General features: G+C 70.0%; 16 protein-coding genes. 8 read left to right on the forward strand and 8 right to left on the reverse strand.

The window, feature by feature from the left end; all coding sequences use genetic code 11:
* Positions 1 to 138 precede the first annotated feature (138 nt).
* Together TR33_RS14810 and TR33_RS14815 are read left to right on the forward strand one after the other, a co-directional pair.
* A complete protein-coding gene (locus tag TR33_RS14810; RefSeq protein WP_042283736.1) occupies positions 139 to 813 on the forward strand; it encodes a response regulator transcription factor in 675 nt (224 codons plus the stop codon).
* Complete coding sequence (locus tag TR33_RS14815; protein WP_042283738.1) at positions 810 to 1,922, forward strand: sensor histidine kinase; 1,113 nt, start codon at positions 810 to 812, stop codon at positions 1,920 to 1,922. The genes TR33_RS14810 and TR33_RS14815 overlap by 4 nt, the downstream gene beginning before the upstream one ends.
* Here TR33_RS14815 and TR33_RS14820 read toward each other — a convergent pair.
* On the reverse strand, positions 1,910 to 4,960 hold the full coding sequence (locus TR33_RS14820) for a bifunctional [glutamine synthetase] adenylyltransferase/[glutamine synthetase]-adenylyl-L-tyrosine phosphorylase (protein WP_017535096.1): 3,051 nt from the start codon (positions 4,958 to 4,960) through the stop codon (positions 1,910 to 1,912). The two genes, TR33_RS14815 and TR33_RS14820, sit on opposite strands and share 13 nt — an antisense overlap.
* Before the next feature lie 160 nt (positions 4,961 to 5,120).
* On the opposite strand from TR33_RS14820, the gene TR33_RS14825 reads away from it, so the two are divergent.
* Positions 5,121 to 5,738, forward strand: a complete 618-nt coding sequence (locus TR33_RS14825) for a hypothetical protein (RefSeq protein WP_042283739.1) — start codon at positions 5,121 to 5,123, stop codon at positions 5,736 to 5,738.
* A gap of 60 nt (positions 5,739 to 5,798) precedes the next feature.
* Here TR33_RS14825 and glnA read toward each other — a convergent pair whose 3' ends face one another.
* Positions 5,799 to 7,223, reverse strand: coding sequence for a type I glutamate--ammonia ligase (gene glnA / locus TR33_RS14830; protein WP_014908758.1), 1,425 nt, complete (start codon positions 7,221 to 7,223; stop codon positions 5,799 to 5,801).
* Between the two features lie 318 nt (positions 7,224 to 7,541).
* Here glnA and TR33_RS14835 point away from each other — a divergent pair, with 318 nt between their 5' ends.
* From TR33_RS14835 to TR33_RS14855, 5 genes are all read left to right on the forward strand, one after another.
* Entirely contained in the window at positions 7,542 to 8,042 is a 501-nt protein-coding gene (locus tag TR33_RS14835) for an RDD family protein (RefSeq protein WP_026125093.1), read from the forward strand.
* 160 nt (positions 8,043 to 8,202) lie between these two features.
* Positions 8,203 to 9,630 (forward strand): LCP family protein, encoded by a 1,428-nt coding sequence (locus tag TR33_RS14840; protein WP_042283741.1) that lies wholly within the window; start codon positions 8,203 to 8,205, stop codon positions 9,628 to 9,630.
* 275 nt (positions 9,631 to 9,905) lie between these two features.
* Positions 9,906 to 11,330 carry an LCP family protein gene (locus TR33_RS14845; protein WP_042283742.1) on the forward strand — a complete coding sequence of 475 codons (1,425 nt, stop codon included), beginning with the start codon at positions 9,906 to 9,908 and terminating at the stop codon, positions 11,328 to 11,330.
* A 141-nt stretch (positions 11,331 to 11,471) separates the two neighbouring features.
* Positions 11,472 to 12,116: a DUF2975 domain-containing protein gene (locus TR33_RS14850; RefSeq protein WP_017535100.1), complete on the forward strand. Its 645-nt coding sequence runs from the start codon at positions 11,472 to 11,474 to the stop codon at positions 12,114 to 12,116.
* Positions 12,116 to 12,355, forward strand: a complete 240-nt coding sequence (locus TR33_RS14855; RefSeq protein ID WP_042283744.1) for a helix-turn-helix domain-containing protein — start codon at positions 12,116 to 12,118, stop codon at positions 12,353 to 12,355. The genes TR33_RS14850 and TR33_RS14855 overlap by 1 nt, the downstream gene beginning before the upstream one ends.
* A gap of 74 nt (positions 12,356 to 12,429) precedes the next feature.
* Here TR33_RS14855 and TR33_RS14860 read toward each other — a convergent pair whose 3' ends face one another.
* The 6 genes from TR33_RS14860 to sucB form a co-directional block, all read right to left on the reverse strand.
* On the reverse strand, positions 12,430 to 13,149 hold the full coding sequence (locus TR33_RS14860; protein ID WP_014909057.1) for a DUF4191 domain-containing protein: 720 nt from the start codon (positions 13,147 to 13,149) through the stop codon (positions 12,430 to 12,432).
* Between the two features lie 216 nt (positions 13,150 to 13,365).
* Positions 13,366 to 14,319, reverse strand: a complete 954-nt coding sequence (lipA, locus tag TR33_RS14865) for a lipoyl synthase (protein WP_014910578.1) — start codon at positions 14,317 to 14,319, stop codon at positions 13,366 to 13,368.
* A 100-nt stretch (positions 14,320 to 14,419) separates the two neighbouring features.
* The gene (lipB, locus tag TR33_RS14870; RefSeq protein ID WP_014909162.1) at positions 14,420 to 15,121 is read right to left on the reverse strand and encodes a lipoyl(octanoyl) transferase LipB; all 702 of its coding nucleotides are present in this window, start codon (positions 15,119 to 15,121) and stop codon (positions 14,420 to 14,422) included.
* 9 nt (positions 15,122 to 15,130) lie between these two features.
* Complete coding sequence (locus tag TR33_RS14875; protein WP_017535102.1) at positions 15,131 to 16,063, reverse strand: TIGR01777 family oxidoreductase; 933 nt, start codon at positions 16,061 to 16,063, stop codon at positions 15,131 to 15,133.
* A gap of 284 nt (positions 16,064 to 16,347) precedes the next feature.
* Positions 16,348 to 16,908: an NADPH-dependent FMN reductase gene (locus TR33_RS14880; RefSeq protein ID WP_014912435.1), complete on the reverse strand. Its 561-nt coding sequence runs from the start codon at positions 16,906 to 16,908 to the stop codon at positions 16,348 to 16,350.
* Positions 16,909 to 17,111: 203 nt separating this feature from the next.
* Positions 17,112 to 18,815 (reverse strand): 2-oxoglutarate dehydrogenase, E2 component, dihydrolipoamide succinyltransferase, encoded by a 1,704-nt coding sequence (gene sucB, locus TR33_RS14885; protein WP_081616085.1) that lies wholly within the window; start codon positions 18,813 to 18,815, stop codon positions 17,112 to 17,114.
* Positions 18,816 to 18,872 lie beyond the last annotated feature (57 nt).

Consider the following 18,872-nt stretch of genomic DNA (forward strand, 5'->3'; position numbering starts at 1 on the left):
TGCCCGACGTGCGGGGCCAGACCATCAAGAGGGGCGTTGCGTCCGTGTCGAGTGATCACGCAACACTTCCGCAACAGGGTGCGTCCCTAGACTCGGGACCGGGCGGCCGGGGAGGCCGCCGACGAGGGAGGACACGGCATGCGCGTACTGGTCGTCGAGGACGAGCCCTACATGGCCGAGGCCCTTCAAGCGGGTCTGCGCCAGGAGGCCATCGCCGCCGACATCGCGCTCGACGGAGACCGGGCGTTGGAGCGCGTGGCCGTCAACGACTACGACGCCGTCGTCCTGGACCGGGACATCCCCGGGACCCACGGCGACGAGGTGTGCGCCGTCCTGGTCCGCGACCATCCCGGAACCCGGATCATCATGCTCACCGCCGCGGGCCGGCTGCGGGACAAGGTCGACGGTTTCTCGCTGGGGGCCGACGACTACCTCACCAAGCCGTTCGCCCTGGAGGAACTGGTGATGCGTCTGCGCGCCCTGGCCCGCCGCCCGGCCACCGCCGTCGATCCGGTGCTCCATTGCGGCGACCTGCGCTTGGACCCCTACCGTCGGGAGGCCCACCGGGGCGGTCGTCCCCTGCGGCTGCCGCGTAAACAGTTCGCCGTCCTCGAACTGCTGATGCGCGCCGACGGGGCCGTGGTCACCGCCGAGACCCTGTTGGAGAAGGTGTGGGACGAGCACGCCGACCCCTTCACCACCGCGCCCCGGGTCGCGGTCTCGCACCTGCGCAGGGTGTTGGGCGACCCGGACCCGATCGTCACCGTCCCCGGTGTCGGCTACCGCCTGGTCGACCCGGAGCGGGAACGATGAGCCGGGCGCCCCGGCGTCCGGGGCTGCCGGTCAGCGCCCGTCTCCGTCTCACCCTGGGCTACGCGGCGTTCCTGGTCGTGGCCGGGGCGGCGATCCTGGTCGGCGTCTACGTCGTCGTCCGCTTCATCCCCGACTACCCGCTGACCAGCTCCGACCCCAGCCTCTCCGATGTCGGGATCACCTCCCGAGGGGAGATCCTCTCCGCCCTCGTGGACGTCTCACTGTGGGTCCTGGCCGCGCTGGCCGTCATCGGTCTCGGCGGTGGCTGGCTTCTGGCCGGCTGGGTGCTGCGGCCACTACGCCGCATCGACGCCGCGGTCCGCGCCGTCGCCGCCGGCGGCCTGGACCACCGGATCCGTCTGGAAGGGCCCGACGACGAGTTCCGTCGGCTGGCGGACGCCTTCGACCACATGCTCGACCGTCTCCAGGACGCCTTCGCCGTCCAGGAGAGGTTCGCCGCCAACGCCTCGCACGAACTGCGCACCCCGCTGGCGATCACCGCCACCATGCTCGACGTGGCCCGCAGAGAGCCCGGCCACGACCCCGCCCTGATCGAGCGCCTGTCCAGGGTCAACGCCCGAGCGGTCGACCTCACCGAGGCGCTGCTGCGGCTGGCCGACGTCGACGCCGTCACCGCCGCGGCCCGCCCCTTGGACCTGGCCGATCCCGTCGGTCAGGCCGTCGAGGAGGCAGCGGAGGAGGCCCGGCGGCGCGGCGTCGATCTGCGATCCGACCTTCGCGCCGCGCCGGTGACCGGAGACGCCGAACTGCTGCTGCGGCTGGCCGACAACCTGGTCCGCAACACGCTGCGGCACAACATCGGCGAAGGATGGGCGAGGGTCTCGGTCGATCGGGATCGGGACGGTTCGGCCGTGTTGCGCACCGAGAACACCGGGGCGACGCTGTCACCGGAGAGCGTCGCCCGGCTCACCGAACCCTTCCTGCGAGGAGAGGGCCGGACCCGCCGGGACGGAGAGGGACACGGTCTGGGACTGGCCCTGGTCTCCCGGGTCGTGGACGTCCACGGCGGCACCCTGACCCTGGAGGCGCGCCCCGGGGGAGGACTCCTCGTCACGGTGGTCCTCCCCGCTCGCCCTCAGTCGTCGTAGAAGACCCGCTCCATCACCGCGCGGGCCCGCCGGGTGGCGCGCAGGTAGGTCTCGGTCAACTGCTCGGCGGGCCCCTCCGCCTCGACGTCGCTCTCGTCGTCGTCCGAGGAGTCGCGGTAGCCCATGGCCTCGCCCAACGCGGCCCGCACCCGCAGGTCGGAGGGGAGCGAGTCGCCGGGGCGTCCGCGTACGAGCATCACCATGCCCCGCACGCGGGAGGCCAACCGCCAGGCCCGCTCCAGGACCACGCCGTCCTCGGCGCTCAACAGACCGTGGGCGACCGCGACCCGCAGCGTCTCCAACGTGCCGGTCGTCCGCAGGTCGGGATGCTCGTGGGCGTGACGGAGCTGGAGCGACTGCGCCACCCACTCCACGTCCGAGAGCCCGCCCCGTCCCAGCTTGGTGTGCAGGGTCGGGTCGGCCCCGCGCGGCAGCCGCTCGGCCTCCATGCGCGCCTTCAACTTGCGGATCTCCAACACCGCCGAGGTGTCGATCCCCCCGTCCGGATACCGGAGGGGATCCACCAGGGCGAGGAAGGCCGAACGCAGTCCGTGGTCGCCGGCGATCGGACGCGCCCGCAGCAGGGCCTGGCTCTCCCACACCTGGGACCAGCGCCGGTAGTAGGCGGCGTAGGAGTCCAGGGTGCGTACGACCGGCCCGCTCCGGCCCTCGGGACGCAGATCGGTGTCCAGCTTCAATGGCGGCTCGGCCTGCGGTATCTCCAGGAGCCGGGCGAGCTCTCGCACGATCGCCATCGCCTGACGGGTGGCCTCGCCACCGTCCGCCCCGGGGAACGGGTCGTGCACGTAGATCACGTCGGCGTCGCTGGCGTAGGTCAGCTCACCGCCGCCGAACCGGCCCATGGCCACCACGCACACGCGGGTGAGCTCCTCGCCCCCGAAGTCGGCCACCACCTTCTTGTAGGCGGCGCGCAGAGCGGCGTCGATGGTCACGGCGGCGATATCGGTCAACGCCGAACCGACCTCCTCCACGGAGGAGACCCCGAGCAGGTCGGCCGAGGCCGTGCGCAGCAGTTCCCGGCGGCGCAGGGCGCGTACCGCCGACACCGCCTCCTCCGGGGTGTCGTAGCGGCGCAGCGCCGCGTCCGCCTCGGCCATCAGTGTGCGGGGCGGACGGCTCCGCAGATCGGCGTCGTCGGCCAGCGTGGCCACCGACCCGGGGGCGCGCAGCAGGAGTTCGGTCACGTAACGGCTGGTTCCCAGCAGCCACGCCATCCGCTCGGCCACCCGCACGTCGTCGCGCAGCAGCCTCAGGTACCACGGGGTGGTGCCGAGCGCCTCGCTGACCTGGCGGAACCCCAACAGGCCCGCGTCCGGATCGGGGGAGTCGGCGAACCAGCCCAACATCACGGGCAACAGGGTGCGTTGGATCGCCGCCCTTCGAGAGATCCCCGACGTCAACGACTCCAGGTGCCGCAGCGCCCCGCGCGGATCGGCGAACCCCAGGGCGCCCAGCCGGTCCTCGGCCTGTCCGGGGGAGAGCCGCGCCTCGCCCTCGGGAAGCTTGGCCACCGCGTTGAGCAGCGGCCGATAGAAGAGCTTCTCGTGCAGACGCCGCACCTCGGCCGACACCCGCTTACGGGCCTCGGTCAGCTCCCGGACCGGGTCGGCGGTGAAGCCCAGGGCCCGTCCCAGACCGCGCAGCCGGGCGGGGCCGTCCGGGCTGTCCGGATCGGGCATCAGGTGGGTCCGGCGGAGCCGCTCCAACTGCAACAGGTGTTCGGTGCGGCGGAGGAAACGGTAGGCCTCGGTGAGTCCGGCCGCGTCGCCGCGCCCCACGTAGCCGTGCTCGGACAGGGCCGTCAGCGCGCGCAGGGTGTTGCCCGAACGCAACCGCTCGTCGGTGCGTCCGTGGACCAGTTGGAGGAGCTGTACGGAGAACTCGATGTCGCGCAGGCCGCCCGGCCCCAGCTTCAGCTCCCGTTCGGCCTCGCCGGTGGGGATGTGCGCCACCACGCGGCGCCGCATCGCCTGGACGTCCTCCACGAAGCCCTTGCGCCCGGAGGACTCCCACACCATGGGGGAGATCGCCTCGCCGTAGGCACGCCCCAGGGCGACGTCCCCGGCGATCGGACGGGCCTTGAGCAGGGCCTGGAACTCCCAGGTCTTGGCCCACCGTTCGTAGTAGGCCACATGGCTCGCCAGGGTCCGCACCAGCGGGCCGTTCCTGCCCTCGGGGCGCAGAGCCGGGTCGACCTCCCACAAGGTGCCCTCGGCGTCGGTCTCCGCCGGGATCCGCATCATCGCGGTGGCCAGCCCGGTGGCCGCGCGCAGGGCCGCCTGCTCGTCCGCGTCACCGACGGGTTCGGCGACGAACACGACGTCCACGTCGCTGACGTAGTTCAGTTCCCGCCCGCCGCACTTGCCCATGCCGATCACGCTCAGCCGGCACAGCGCCGCGTCCTCGGGGGACTCCCACCGGGCCACCGCCAACGCCGCGTCCAGCAGGGAGGAGGCCAGGTCGGAGAGTTCGGCCGCGACCTCCTCGACCGAGTTCACCCCGGTCAGGTCCCGCCCGACCAGACGCAGTAGACGGCGGCGGTAGGCGACCCGCAGCGTATGGCGCAGGGTCGCGGAGGGATCCGCCCCGTCACCCTCCACCACGGCGGGGTCGGCCACCGGGGCCTCGTCGTCGGGATGGGCGCCGACGGTGTGCAGCAGCCCTCGACGCGCCTCCTCCGGTTCAGGGGTGCGCGCGGCGTCGGCGCCGCGCAGCTCCCGCCAGTCCTCGGGATGGCGCACCAGGTGGTCGGTCAGGGCCGTGCCCGCCCCCAGCACCCGGCACAGACGCTCCCTCAGATCCGACTCCCGGCGCAGGGCGGAGCGCACCTCGTCGGGGTCGGGAGAGGTCTCCAACAGCCGGACCAGACCCAACAGGGCCTGGTCGGGGTCGGCGGCGGCACCGAGGGCGCCGATGACGTCGACGTCGTCCGAGGTGTCCAACCCGGCCGCCGTCACCAGGCTCAAGGCCCGGACGCTGTCACCGAAACCGCGTCGGGCGAGCGCGCCCGCTGTCATGTTGGTTCTTCCGTCCCTTGCCACGCGTCAACGGTAGCCGGAGGAGCCGGAAACGGCGGGCCCGGGTGGCGGCGGGTGGTGATCCACGTCATCGAACGGGGCGGAGACGGGCGGGATCGTAGGGGAGGAACGAGGTCTCCCCCGACATCGAAGGACCGACATGCCCCACCGCCCCGCACGCCTCCTGGCCCTCACCGCCGCCGTGACCTTCGCTCTCACGGCCTGTGGCGGAGAGGAGGCCGTCCCCGAGGAGGAGACGGCCCCGACGGAGGAGGCCGCCGTGGACGAGGAGCCGACGACCGAGGCCGAGGAGGTCCCGCCGGAGTTCGCCTTCCCCGAGGACTGCGACGCGGCGGGCGCCCTCGACGTCGTACGGGACTACCAGCCCGCCGACGTGGAACGGGTCAACGAGGAGACGACCGATGAGGGCGGGATCCGCTGCCTCTTCGGAAGCCATGAGGCCCAGAACGGCGTGAACCTGGTCTACTCGGAGGGCTTCACGCTGGCCGACATGCCCGACATCGAGGACAACTACGAGGTCGTGGCCGAGTCACAGGACCGGGAGCTGTACCTGACCGACCGGGCGAGCGAGCTGGGCGGTCTCCTGGAGATCAGTGACATGGGAGAGGTCGACACCGGACGCGGCGCCCTCCTGCATCTGCCCGGCGGGGTGTTCGTCGCGGCCATGTCGATCGGCAGGGACGACATCGACCAGGCCCTCACCGAGGAGGAGATGGACGAGCTCCTCGTCGACGCCGCCGAGGCCCTCATCGAGTGACCGCGAACGCCGGACGCGCGCCCTCCGGAAGGGAGGGCGCGCGTCCGGCGTCGTACGTCCTTAGACGTCGTAGTAGAGCTCGAACTCACGCGGGTGCGGGCGCAGGCGCAGCGACTCGATCTCCTCGGTGCGCTTGTAGTCGATGTAGGTGTCGATCAGGTCCTTGGTGAAGACCCCGCCCTCCAGGAGGAACTCGTAGTCGTTCTCCAGGGCCTCCAGGGCCGCGTCCAGGGACGCGGGGACCGTCTCGATGGCCTCGGCCTCGGCCGGGGGCAGCTCGTAGAGGTCCTTGTCGACCGGCTCCGGCGGCTCGATCTTGTTGCGGATACCGTCCAGACCGGCCATCAGCATGGCGGAGAAGGCCAGGTACGGGTTGGCCGAGGGGTCCGGAACGCGGTACTCGATCCGCTTCGCCTTGGGGTTGGACCCGGTGAGCGGCAGACGGATGCAGGCCGAACGGTTGCGCTGGCTGTAGACCAGGTTGATCGGGGCCTCGTAACCCGGCACCAGACGGTGGTAGGAGTTCACCGTCGGGTTGGTGAAGGCCAGCAGCGCCGGGGCGTGCTTGAGCAGACCGCCGATGTAGTGGCGGGCCATGTCGGAGAGCTGACCGTAGCCGGACTCGTCGAAGAAGAGCGGCTCGCCGTCCTTCCACAGGCTCTGGTGGCAGTGCATGCCGGAGCCGTTGTCGCCGAAGAGCGGCTTGGGCATGAACGTCGCGGTCTTGCCGGCCTCGTTGGCGACGTTCTTCACGATGTACTTGTAGAGCTGGATCTGGTCGGCCGAGCTCAGGAGGGTGCCGAACTTGATGCCGATCTCGGCCTGCCCGGCGGTGCCGACCTCGTGGTGCTGGAGCTCGACCTCGATGCCGGCGTCGATCAGGGCGCGGACCATGTCCGAGCGCAGGTCGCTGTAGTGGTCGACCGGCTCGACCGGGAAGTAGCCGCCCTTGTAGCGCGGACGGTAGCCGCGGTTGCCGCCCTCGATGGAGGAGCCGGTGTTCCAGGCGCCCTCGATGGAGTCGATCTCGTAGTAGCCGGTGTTCGAACGCGTCTCGAACTTGACGTCGTCGAAGATGTAGAACTCGGCCTCGGGACCGAAGAACGCCGTGTCGGCCACACCGGAGCCGCGCAGGTAGGCCTCGGCCTTGCGCGCGATGTTGCGCGGGTCGCGGCTGTAGGACTCCAGGGTGAGCGGGTCGTGGACGAAGAACGTCATGTTCAACGTCTTGTGCTTGCGGAACGGGTCGAGGACGCCGGTGCTCAGGTCGGGGAGCAGCAGCATGTCGGACTCGTGGATGGCCTGGAAGCCGCGGATCGAGGAGCCGTCGAACATCTGGCCCTCGGTGAACGTGGACTCGTCGACGTTCTCCACCGGAAGGGTGACGTGGTTCACACCCCCGAACAGGTCCGAGAAACGGACGTCGAGGAACTTGACGTCCTCGTCGCGGATGTAAGCGAGCACCTCATCGACGCTGCTGAACAAAACGGAACCTCCGTGCAGGTGGCTGAGACGGCGGCCCTCCGGCCCCTCAGGGGTCGGGCCGCACCGTCTCCCGGCTTCTCTTCGAAGCTATGAGCGCGTGATTTCCACGCCATGTCTCGATTGTTTCCTGCATGTTACGGAGCCGGCCGTCCGCGGGCGATGTGTCCTTCCACCTGCTGGTTCCGCGTGTTCCACGGGTGAAACGGGATGTTCCCGGGGTCTGCCGGTGACCATCGCCACCCCGGTGCGAGACCGGTATCGCACCGGCCCCCTCGACCCGCGTACGCGCGCCCACGACGTGCCTATACCGTGAATGACATGAGTGACAAGAGCCGGTCGGCCGCCACCCCCGACGACGACTTCCGCTACCGGGGCAACCGGCTCGGCCTGCCCGAGAACGGTCCCGGTTCGGTCCCCGGGGTCATGCGACGTCTGGTCGGCCTGGCGCTGGACTGGGGCCTGGCCGTCCTGCTGGTGTGGGGCGCCGTCTCCCTCGGGCTGATCGGACAGGACCTGGCCGCGGCCGCCGCCTCCGGCGGTGAGGAGGAGGCCCTGGCCCTGACCAACTTCACCACCCTGTCCACTCTGGTGGTGTTCGCGGCGATGAACATCGTCCTGCTGACCCTTTTCGGTACAACGATCGGGCGGCGGATCGTCGGCGTCGGCATCACGGCCACGGGGGAGCGCACCTGGCCCTGGTTCCTGTCCATGACCGCGCGTACCCTGCTCCTCTGCCTGGTCATCCCGGCCGTGGTGTACGATCGCGACACTCGCGGCCTGCACGACCGGGCCGCCGGGACGATCACCACTCGTTACTGATCGAATACGGCACGTCTCTCCCGGCGTCGGATCCTCCACCGAAGCGTTCAGTACCTCTTCCGTACGGCTGTTAGCATCCGTTCACAGCTTTCCCGGGGCCGCGACCTGTGGGCCGCCTTGACCCCGCCCCCTCTAGGTCTCTTCGCATCCGAAGGTTCGCATGGCTGGAAAACGATCCGCCCCCCGCGCCTCCGGCGCCCTGGGCGCCGCACGGTTGTCCACCGGGCACTGGGTCGCCTGTATCGCGACCGCGCTCACCATCATCGCCGGGCTCGGCGGGTACGGCTGGTACCAGGGCCTGATCGGCAACATCACGACCACTCGGGTCGACACCGACGAGTGGGATCGGCCCACCAGCGTCGAGGGGGTCATGAACCTCCTGGTGATCGGTTCCGACGTCCGTTCCGGCGAGAACGCCGACTACGGCGTGGCCGAGGGCGAACGCCCCGACACGATGCTCATCGTCAGCGTCAACGTGGACAACGGGGCCGCCACCCTGGTCAACCTGCCCCGCGACCTCATGGTCGACATGCCGGCCTGTGAGCCGAGCGAGGGCTACGAGGGCATGTCCCCGCACCAGGGCATGATCAACTCCGCGATGACCGTCGGCGGGGTGGGGTGCCAGTGGAAGGTGGTCGAGCAGGTCACCGGTGTCCACCTGGACCACTTCATCATGATGGACTTCGTCGGGTTCAAGGACATGGTGGACGCCATCGGCGGCGTGGAGATGTGCATCCCCGAACCGGTCGACGACCCCAAGGCGCACCTGACGCTGGAGGCCGGTCTCCAGAGGCTCGACGGCGAGGACTCCCTGGGCTTCGTGCGTTCCCGCTACGCGCAGGGCGACGGCAGCGACCTGTCCAGGATCGACCGTCAGCAGGAGTTCATGGGCGCCATGCTGCGCGAGGTCCTCAGCAGCGAGGTCATGACCAACCCGGTGACGATCACCAACTTCCTGGGAGCCGTGACCGACTCCATCACCACCGACGACGAGCTCACCGTCGAGACCATGACCGACATCGCCATCTCGATGCGCGAGGTCGACCTGGGCAAGGTCCAGTTCGTCACCGTCCCCAACGGGGCGCACCCCGACGACGAGAACCGCATCATGATGAGCCAGCCCCAGGCCTCGGAGCTGTTCGAGGCGATCAACGCCGGGGTCGACCTGTCCGGGGGCGACGACGCGGGTTCCTCGGACAAGGAGACGGACGAGAGTCCGGTGGCCCCCGAGGAGGTCTCCGTCGAGATCCTCAACAACACCGGGATCGACGGGCTGGCCCTGGAGATCCAGGCGGTCCTGGCCCAGGAGGGTTACGTGGTCACGGGTACGGGGAACCCCGAGATCCGGGTCCCCGACGCCACCACCGTCTACTACGGCCCCGACGACAAGGCCGCCGCCGAGCTGCTGGCCGGCACCCTCGAGAACGCCCAGATCGAGGAGGCCGAGGGGCTGGAGCAGACCCTCGAGCTGGTGGCCGGCGCCGACTGGAACGGTTTCGTCGGGGATTCCTCGGCCGAGACCGATCTGTCCATCACCGACGACCTGGGCGGGGTCACCGCCGAGGAGGCGCCCGAGAGCGCCTGCTAAGGGTTCGCGGATCGAGGTGGCGACGTCGGTGTCCTTCGGGGCGCCGGCGTCGTCTCACGTCCATGACCTGCGATTTCGCCCTCTGTCGGAGTGGGGGTGGGGCGGGCCGTGCCGATGACCGGGATCTGACACGGTGAGACCGTTCCGGTACCATCCGGTGGGTTACGTCCGATTACCCGACCGGGGAACGAGCTCCGGGGCGGGTCCCCCTCAGGTCGGACACTCCCTCTCGTGCCCCGGAACGGATCGCAGGTGCCCTGTTGGCCCCAAGAAACGTGTCTACGGCCGCCGTCGCCGCCAAGATGACCCTCGGCAAGTGGGCGGCCTGCGCGATGACCGGCGTGGTCATCGCGGGAAGTCTGGTGGGCTACGGCTTCTACCAGGACGTCCTCGGTATCCAGACCGCCCATGTGGACCCCGATGGTTGGGGCGATCGCCCCGCCCAGGTCGACGGTGTGAACAACATCCTCCTGTTGGGCACCGACGAGAGGGCGGGGGAGGACGCCGCCTACAACGACCTCAACGGCATCCGCCCGGACGTGCTGGTCGTCGTCAGCATCGACGTCGACCAGGGCGGGGTGACCATGGTCAACCTGCCGCGCGACACGATGGTCGACATCCCCCCGTGCGACCCCGGCGAGGAGGGCGAGGGCTGGGCCGGCGGTGTCGACCAGATCAACCACGCCATGACCTACGGCGGGATGGACTGCCAGGGCAATACCGTGGAGACCGTCACCGGGATCCACCTCGACCACCTGGTCCTGGTGGACTTCGCGGGCTTCGAGCAGATCGTCGACTCCGTCGGCGGTATCGAGATGTGCGTCCCCGAGGCGATCGACGACCCCAAGGCGCATCTGACCCTGGACGCGGGGACCCAGCGGCTCAACGGTGAGCAGGCGCTGGGCCTGGCCCGGTCCCGGGACAGTACGGAGACCGGGAGCGACCTGGGGCGGATCGAGAACCAGCAGCGCATGATGGGCGCCATCCTGCGCGAGGTCACCTCGGGCGACATCCTCACCAGTCCGGGCAACCTCGCCGGGTTCCTGGACTCGGTCACCGACAGCCTCGTGACCGACGATCAGTTCAACAACGCCAAGATGGCCGAGCTGGCCGCGGCGATGCGCGAGGTCGACCTGGGCCGGATGAACATGGTCACCGCCCCCGTCATGGACTACCAGCCCAACCCGGACAAGGTCGAGCTCATGGAGCCCGACGCCTCCGAGCTCTTCTCGGCGGTGGCCGCCGGTGAGCTCACCGAGGACCCGGAGGAGGGCTCCGACGACTCCGACTCCTCGGAGGAGGAGAGCGAGGTCGAGCCCTCCGACGTCTCCCTGACGTTGCTCAACAACACCGGCATCGACGGGCTGGGGGCGCAGGTCGAACCGCTGCTGGCGGCCGAGGGCTTCGGTGTCGTCGGTACCGGCAACCCCGAGCTGCGCGCCCCCGAGGCCACGACCGTCTACCACGGTGCGGGGCTGGACGGGGAGGCCGAACTCCTGGCCTCGGCCCTGACCGGTGGCGCGGAGGTCGTCGAGGAGCCCACTCTGGGCGATGACCTGGAGCTGGTGATGGGCGCCGACTGGTCCGGGGTGTCCGGTGTCGGCGGTGGCGGCGGCGAAGGGTCCGGGGGGTCCGGCGGCGACGTCCTGGACGGTCTGGAGACCAACAGCGCGGCGGCGGACAAGGTGAGCTGCGACTGAGAACGACGCGGCGGTCGCGGGGGCGGAGATTCCGAACGGGGGTCCCGCCCCCGCGGCGTTCCCGGACCACCCGGGGCCCCGTCCCGAGCCCAGAAATTATCGTTTATCGTTAATATCGATGATCGATAAGAAAGTGGTGCCATGAGTCGCCGACACGTACTGCTCTGGTCACGGACGGACTCCGTGATCCTCACCTTCGTCCTCGCCGTCTTCCTGGCGCTCCAGGCTCTGCACGGGCTCTTCCTGGTGGTCTGGGGGCTCGGTTTCGTCCGTGCCGACAGCAGGGCCGGACTCGACCTGCTCACCAGGCCCCTGCCCTCCGAGGCCTCGACCTCCGTGACGGGGGTCGTCCCCCACGGGAACGTCACCATCGAGGGGGTCGAGCGGATGGTGCTCGTCTTCCACGACCCCTCGGTGGGCGAACGCCTGCTCCTCGTGGCCCCCGCGCTGCTCACGACCCTGGCCATCGGCCTGGTCGCCTACCTGCTGTTGCGCATGCTCCCGTCCCTGCGCGAGGGGGACCCGTTCTCAGCCGCCAACGTGCGCCGCGCCTACACCGTCGCCCTCACGGTGATCACCGGCTCCCTCCTGGTCCCGGCCTGCGCCGGGGTCACCGGTGCGGTGCTGGAGAGCCGGGCCCTGGGAACGGACCCCTCCCTCACGTTCACCTTCGGTCTGGAGGGCGGGACGGTGCCCCTGGTCCTGGTCGGTCTGATCCTGGCGGCGCTCGCCGAGATCTTCCGACGGGGCGCGCGGCTGCGTCACGACGTCGAAGGCCTCGTCTGATGCCGCCGGAGGAGACCACCGGGATCAGGATCCACCTGGACCGGATCCTGGCCGAGCGCGGGATGACCCTCACCGAGTTGGCCGAACGGGTCGGTGTCACCATCGTCAACCTGTCGGTGCTCAAGAACCAGCGGGCCAGGGCGATCCGCTTCTCCACCCTGGCGTCCCTCTGCCGGGAGCTGGACTGCTTTCCCGGAGACCTCATCGACTACGAGCCGGAACCCGGGACCGGCGCATGAGAACGGGGCCGTCGCACCGATCGGTGCGACGGCCCCGAAGGTCGCCGTGAGAGCTCATGCGAGCACGGTCGTGATCAGGCGGTGCCGCCGCTCTGGCCGCGCATGCCCTTGGGCAGCTTGGCGCCCTTGGGCATGGGGCCCTTGGGCATCTGCATCGCGGCGGGCAGCGCCTTGAGCCGGTAGTTCAGCTCGGCGGTGCCGGCCTTGTCCAGGTTCCTGGGCAGCTTCACCAGGGTCCGCTGGAGCTTGGACACCGGGACCTGGTCCTCGCCGTTGCCGACCTTGAAGTCGTAGATGGGCGTGTCGTGGGCGACGCGCGCCACACGCTTCTTCTCGCCCGCGATCAGGCCGCGCAGACGGCCGGGGTCGCCCTCGCCGACGAGGATGACGCCGGGACGGCCCACGACGCGGTGGACCACGTCCATCTGCTTGTTGGCGGCGACACCGGGCTCGACCACCCAGTTGCCGCGCATGTTCTCCAGGATCGCCATACCGGCGCCCAGACGGCCGTCCAGCATCTTGTACTGCACGCGCTGGGCCGAGCGGGTGAACATGATGAAGCCGACCAGGAAGGCGACGGGCAGACCGGTCAGCGGCCAGATGATCCAGGAACCGGTCCAGATGCCGATACCGATGAAGATCGCGAGGATCACGACCGCGACGGTGATCGCGAGCGGGATCGTACGCGGACTCTGCTGATGGACGACCTTGGCGACCATGCCGATCTGCTTCAACCGGCCCGGCTGCTTCGCGTCACCCTTACCGGCGGACGTGGTGTCGGACTTCTTCGCCATCGTGCTTTCAGGCAGCGCACACCGAGTTGATCGGTGGGGAAGGAGATCCCTGAGCTGCCTTGCCTCCTCTTCGCGGTCGACCTTCGATGCGGCGCCTCCCGGCGCCACGAAACGGGCGCCCTGGAACCACCAGGATATGTGTCCGCGCGCCCACATGCGGAACGGTGGCCCGCGGGCCACCGTTCCAGCTTGATCACGACTCGGGCGTATCGATCGTCATGTCCCGTTCGCGGCGGTCGCGGCCTCGGCGTCACGCTTCTCGCGGGCCTGCTTGTACAGCGTTCCCGCTCGGTAGGAGGAACGCACCAGCGGACCGGACATGACACCGGCGAAGCCGATCTCCTCGGCCTCCTTGCCCAGCTCCACGAACTCCTGCGGCTTCACCCAGCGGTCGATCGGGTGGTGCAGCTTGGACGGACGGAGGTACTGGGTGATGGTCAGCAGGTCGCAGCCGGCCTCGTGGAGGTCGCGCATGGCCTCGCTGATCTCCTCACGGGTCTCGCCCATGCCCAGGATCAGGTTCGACTTGGTGACCAGACCGTAGTCGCGCGCCTCGGTGATGACCTTGAGGGAACGCTCGTAGCGGAAGCCCGGACGGATGCGCTTGAAGATCCGCGGCACGGTCTCCACGTTGTGCGCCAGGACCTCCGGACGCGATCCGAAGACCTCGGCGAGCTGGTCGGGCTCGGCGTTGAAGTCCGGGATCAGCAGCTCGACACCGGTGCCGGGGTTGAGCTCGTGGATCTTGCGGACCGTCTCGGCGTAGAGCCAGGCGCCGCCGTCCTCCAGGTCGTCGCGGGCCACACCGGTGATGGTGGCGTAGCGCAGCTCCATCTTCTGGACGGAGGTGGCGACCTTGAGCGGCTCCATCTTGTCCAGGGCGGTCGGCTTGCCGGTGGCGATCTGGCAGAAGTCGCATCGGCGCGTGCACTGGTCGCCGCCGATGAGGAAGGTGGCCTCGCGGTCCTCCCAGCACTCGTAGATGTTGGGGCAGCCCGCCTCCTGACAGACGGTGTGCAGGCCCTCACCCTTGACCAGGGACTGGAGCTCGGTGTACTCGGGCCCCATGTGCGCCTTGATCTTGATCCACGGCGGCTTTCTCTCGATGGGGGTCTCGCTGTTACGCGCCTCCACGCGCAGCAGCTTGCGGCCCTCAGGAGCGATGGTCAACGCGAACCCGTTCCCTTCTGTACCCCTGTGACGGGGACCCTCTCGCCCTCGGTTCGGGCATCGTGTCCCGGTGGGGGCTGGCTCATGGTGTGGTCTGTCATCATCGGGCGGTGGCGACGGAGAGCATCCCGGCGCCGTCGGTGTGGCTGTAGTCCGACGCGCCGAGGACATCGGCCAGGTGGCGTTCGAGGCTCGGTCGCACGTCGGCGACGGTGACGGTGCGCCCCAGCTCCCTGGTGAGCGAGGTGACCCCCGCGTCGGTGATCCCGCAAGGGACGATCCGATCGAACCACGACATGTCATTGTCGCAGTTGAGGGCGAATCCGTGCATACCGACCCCGCGGGCGATACGACAGCCGATCGCCGAGATCTTGCGCTCGATCAGACCGCGCTCGGGGTCGGCGTCGAGCCAGACCCCGCTGCGCCCTTCCACCCGCCTGCCGGTCAGGCCGTACTCCGCGATGGTGCGGATGACGGCCTCCTCCAACATGCGAACATAGGCGACCACGTCTATCGGCTGGGCCAGCCGCACGATGGGGTACACCGTGAGCTGTCCGGGGCCGTGCCAGGTGATCTTGCCGCCCCGATCGATGTCCACGACGGGAGCGCCGGGGTCGGTGATGGGACGATCCCACCTCCCGGTGCGCTTGCCCGCCGTGTACACGGGCTCGTGCTCCAGGAGGAGGACGGTGTCGGCCACCTCGTCGGCGACACGACTCTGGTGGAGCCGTTTCTGGAGATCCCAGCCCTGGTGGTAGGGGACGGGAGCATCGCCCAGCCATGCGTAAACGAGATCATTCACACCACCACCTTACGCCCCGGTCGAGGGTCGAGGGTGGGTCAGGATGTCGGAAAGAGCACGATCGACCATGGGGAACGAGAAGGAATACCCGGCCTTCTCCAGACGTTGGGGGTGCGCCCTCAGATCGAGGAGGACGCTCTCCTCGGCCGGCCCTCCCAGGGCCGCGCGTACCAGGGCGGCGGGGATCGGGAGGAGCGCGGGGCGGCCCAGGGCGCGGCCGAGCTCGCGGCAGAAGGCCGCGTTGCCGACGGGCTCGGGGGAGCAGAGGTTCACCGGCCCGGTGAGGTCCGGACGGTCCAGCAGGAAACGGATGGCGCCCACCTGGTCGGTCAGGGAGATCCAGGTCAGGTACTGGTCGCCGGGGCCCAGGCGACGGCCCAGACCCATCCGCTGTAACGGGACCAGGGTCCGCAGCAGCCCGCCCTCGCGGGCCAGGACCAGTCCGGTGCGCAGATGGGCCACCGACATCCCGGCCTCCTCCGCGGGAAGGGTGGCCTCCTCCCAGTCGCGGCACACCCGGGACAGGAAGCCCCGGCCCGGCGGGTGGCCCTCCACGGCCACGGTGCTCCCGGTCCGCCCGTAGTAGTGCACCCCCGAGGCGCTCAGGAGGCGGGGAGGCGGGTGGTCCATGCCCGCCAGGGCCCGGCACAGCTCCCGGGTGAAGTGCGCCCTGCTGCGATGGACGAGCTCATGTCTGCGACGGGCCCAGGGCCTCGCGACCACGGGGGCGCCCGCCAGATGCACCACCGCGTCCGTTCCCCGTAGGGCCACGGAGTCCACACGCCCCTGCTCGGCCCGCCACTCGGCCTCCTCCAGGCCCGGGGCCCCTCCGTCGAGGGGAGGTCGGCGTACCAGCCGCACGACCGTGTGCCCGTCCGAGAGGAGGGACGTGGTCAGTGCCCGGCCGATCAGCCCTGTCGCACCCGTGATCGCCACTCGCATGACGAGGGTCTACCCGTTGCCGTCGAGGTCGTTCGAATTTTTCTCCGGCTTTTTCGGTGAAACCTCTGCGGGGAGGGGCCGGGTCTTCTAGGTTGAGGAGTGGGACATGGAACTCCGCGTCATCGCGGAGGCACTGTGGGCGACCATCCGCCGTTCAGGCGGTGGTGCGCCCGACCACAGACCTTTGATGATGGGGATCATCAGGGGATGGTGATTGGTGGGGTAGAAAGGCGGGGCGGTGCCGTTACGGCGCCGCCCCGTCCACCTTTTCCGGCCCTTTTCCGCTAACCGGGGAAGGGGCGGCGATCGCGTGCCTCGCGCAGGGAGAGCGCCCACCACGTCAGTTGGTCCAGCATCTCCGCCACGGCCGCCGCGGCACCCGCGCCGCGTTCCCCCGAGACGGCGCCGTCGGCGAACATCTCCCGGGCGTTGTGCAGGCTCACCGAGGTGCGTACCGAGGTCACGTGCAGTTCGGCGAAGACCGTCCGCAACTGCTCCACCGCGCGCAGGCCGCCCGACATGCCCCCGTAGGAGACGAAGGCGACCGGCTTGGCGAACCACTCCCGACGGGCGGAGTCGATGGCGCTCTTCAACGGTCCCGGATAGCCGTGGTTGTACTCCGGGGTGACCACGACGAAGCCGTCGGCGGCCGCCACCGAGGCGGAGAAGAGCTCCGAAGGGGTGCCGTGCCCGTCGCCCCGGTGCTCGGCCACGTCCAGGACGTCGATCTCCACCCCGGGACGGGCCGTCAGCAGGTCGAGGAACCAGGAGGAGACGCGGGGTCCCGTACGCCCTCGATGGTCGCCTCCCAGGACGACCGCGATTCGAAGGTTCTCTCGATACATGGGGGTCCTTTGCCGGTGGGACGCTCGCTGTGGACGTACCCTGCCACGTTAGAACCTGGAGTTCGGTTGAGGTCAACCGGGTGCGAGGAGACCCCGGCCACTCCGGACGGTGGATCCCGTACGTACACGAAAGGGCCCGGCCCGGGTACCACGGACGGTACCCGGGCCGGGCCCGGCTCACACGGAGCGGATCGAGGCCCTGATCAGGCCAGACCGAGCTCGCTCTCGAAGGCGCCCTCCTCCAGACGGGCCTTGACCGTCTGGAGGAAGCGGCCGGCGTCGGCGCTGTCGATCAGACGGTGGTCGTGGGCCATCGACAGGTAGACCATCGACCGGACCGCGATGACCTCGCCGCCCATGGCGGAGTCCTCGACCACGACCGGGCGCTTGACGACCGCGCCCGCGCCCAGGATCGCGACCTGGGGCTGGTTGATGATCGGGGTGCCGAACAGGGCGCCGGTGTGGCCGGTGTCGGTGATGGTGAAGGTACCGCCGACCAGCTCGTCCGGGCTCAGAACGGCGGTGTGGGCCCGCTCGGTCAGGTCGGTGATGGTCCGGGCCAGACCGCCCAGGTTCAGCGAACCGGCGTCCTTGACGACCGGGGCGAGCAGACCGCGCTCGGTGTCCACCGAGATCGCCAGGTTCTCGATGTCGTGGTAGGTCACCGTCTGGGCCTGGCTGTCGATCACCGCGTTGACCTCGGGGTGGGCCTTGAGGGCCTCCACCGCGGCCAGCGCGAAGAACGGGAAGAAGTCCAGGTCCACGCCCTCACGCTTGGTGAAGTCGGCCGCGGCCTGGGTGCGCAGGCGCGCGATCTTGGTGACGTCGACCTCGATGACCTGGGTGGTCGTGGCGGAGACGTGCAGCGACTCCACCATGCGGTCGGCGATGGACAGACGCAGACGCGTCAGCTTCTCGGTGCGCCCGCGCAGCGACGTGTCCGAGCCGGTCCGGCGCGGAGCGGCGGCGGCCGAGCTCCGGGCCTCGGCGGCCTTGAGCACGTCCTGCTTGCGGATGCGACCGCCCACGCCGGTACCGGTGACACGGCTCAGGTCGACACGGTGCTCGCCGGCGAGCTTGCGGACCAGCGGGGTCACGTAGGCCTCGGTCACGGCGTCGGTGCCGGAGGCGCGACCGGTCCCGCTCAGCGTCTCGACGTCCACGGACGGGCCCCCCTCGGAGTCCTGCTCCTGTGCGGCGGGAGCAGGCGTGGCCGGGGCGGGGGCGCTCGTGGGCTTCGGGGCGGCCGGAGCGGGAGCGGACTCGGCGGGAGCGGCGGGAGCGGAGGCGGAGCCGCCGATCAGGGCGATACGGGCGCCGATCTCCACCGTCTCGTCCTCGGCCACCAGGATCTCGGTGAGCACACCGGCGACCGGGGACGGGATCTCGGTGTCCACCTTGTCGGTGGAGACCTCGAGCAGCGGCTCGTCCACCTCGACGGTGTCGCCCACGCTCTTGAGCCACTGGGTGACGGTCCCCTCGGTGACGCTCTCACCCAGGGCGGGCATGTCCACCGGAGTACCGGTGCCCGTGGCCGCGGGGCTCGCGGGAGCGGGCTCGGGCTCGGGCGTGGGGGCGGGCTCCTCGGCGGCCGGGGCGGGCTCGGGCTCGGCCTCCGGCTCGGGAGCGGCGGCGGGCTCGGGCTCGGCCGGCGCGTCGGCGGACTCGCCCTCGCCACCGATGATCGCGATCTCCGCGCCGATCTCCACGGTGTCGTCCTCGTCGACGAGGATCTTGGTGAGTACACCGGACACCGGGGACGGGATCTCGGTGTCCACCTTGTCGGTGGAGACCTCAAGGAGCGGCTCGTCTACCTCGACGGTGTCGCCCACGTTCTTCAGCCACTGGGTGACGGTCCCCTCGGTGACGCTCTCACCCAGGGCGGGCATGGAAACGGAAGTCGGCATGGGTTCCTCGTTGGATCTGGGCGCGGATACCTGCCCAAGCCTTGATGGGCAGCGCGG

Origin of the sequence: Nocardiopsis alba, assembly GCF_000710955.1 — a bacterium.
Taxonomy (GTDB): domain Bacteria; phylum Actinomycetota; class Actinomycetes; order Streptosporangiales; family Streptosporangiaceae; genus Nocardiopsis; species Nocardiopsis alba.

Coding starts and splice junctions, on each gene's coding strand:
- TR33_RS14825 (WP_042283739.1), top strand. CDS start 5,121: ATGCCCCACCGCCCCGCACGCCTCCTGGCCCTCACCGCCGCCGTGACC.
- TR33_RS14835 (WP_026125093.1), top strand. CDS start 7,542: ATGAGTGACAAGAGCCGGTCGGCCGCCACCCCCGACGACGACTTCCGC.
- TR33_RS14810 (WP_042283736.1), top strand. CDS start 139: ATGCGCGTACTGGTCGTCGAGGACGAGCCCTACATGGCCGAGGCCCTT.
- TR33_RS14855 (WP_042283744.1), top strand. CDS start 12,116: ATGCCGCCGGAGGAGACCACCGGGATCAGGATCCACCTGGACCGGATC.
- TR33_RS14860 (WP_014909057.1), bottom strand. CDS start 13,149: ATGGCGAAGAAGTCCGACACCACGTCCGCCGGTAAGGGTGACGCGAAG.
- TR33_RS14850 (WP_017535100.1), top strand. CDS start 11,472: ATGAGTCGCCGACACGTACTGCTCTGGTCACGGACGGACTCCGTGATC.
- TR33_RS14880 (WP_014912435.1), bottom strand. CDS start 16,908: ATGTATCGAGAGAACCTTCGAATCGCGGTCGTCCTGGGAGGCGACCAT.
- sucB (WP_081616085.1), bottom strand. CDS start 18,815: ATGCCGACTTCCGTTTCCATGCCCGCCCTGGGTGAGAGCGTCACCGAG.
- TR33_RS14815 (WP_042283738.1), top strand. CDS start 810: ATGAGCCGGGCGCCCCGGCGTCCGGGGCTGCCGGTCAGCGCCCGTCTC.
- TR33_RS14820 (WP_017535096.1), bottom strand. CDS start 4,960: ATGACAGCGGGCGCGCTCGCCCGACGCGGTTTCGGTGACAGCGTCCGG.
- TR33_RS14840 (WP_042283741.1), top strand. CDS start 8,203: ATGGCTGGAAAACGATCCGCCCCCCGCGCCTCCGGCGCCCTGGGCGCC.
- TR33_RS14875 (WP_017535102.1), bottom strand. CDS start 16,063: ATGCGAGTGGCGATCACGGGTGCGACAGGGCTGATCGGCCGGGCACTG.